The 254-nt window shown below is 66.5% G+C and carries 1 protein-coding gene; it reads right to left on the reverse strand.

What is annotated here, in order from left to right:
- The coding region (locus ACQG3P_RS20710; protein ID WP_426806102.1) for an AAA family ATPase at window positions 1-254 on the reverse strand (254 nt) is incomplete at both ends.

The following is a 254-nucleotide window of genomic DNA, read 5'->3' on the forward strand; positions in this document are numbered from 1 at the left end:
CCGCCTCGCGCAGGGCACGCCCCTGGTCGTCATCCAGGCAGGCGGTGGCCTGTGCGATCAGGTGTCGGCGGTCCGTGCCGCGCAGCAGCTCGCGTTCGGATTCGGGGTTGGGATCGCCCAATGCAAGCCGCAGCAGGAAGCGGTCCAGCTGTGAATCGGGCTGCGGGAACGTGCCCGAAAGATCTACCGGGTTCTGAGTGGCGATCACGATGAAGGGATCGGGCAGTGGATGGGTCACGCCATCAAGGGTGACC

The organism is Stenotrophomonas sp. SrG (genome assembly GCF_050031795.1).
Classification (GTDB): Bacteria; Pseudomonadota; Gammaproteobacteria; order Xanthomonadales; family Xanthomonadaceae; genus Stenotrophomonas; species Stenotrophomonas rhizophila_A.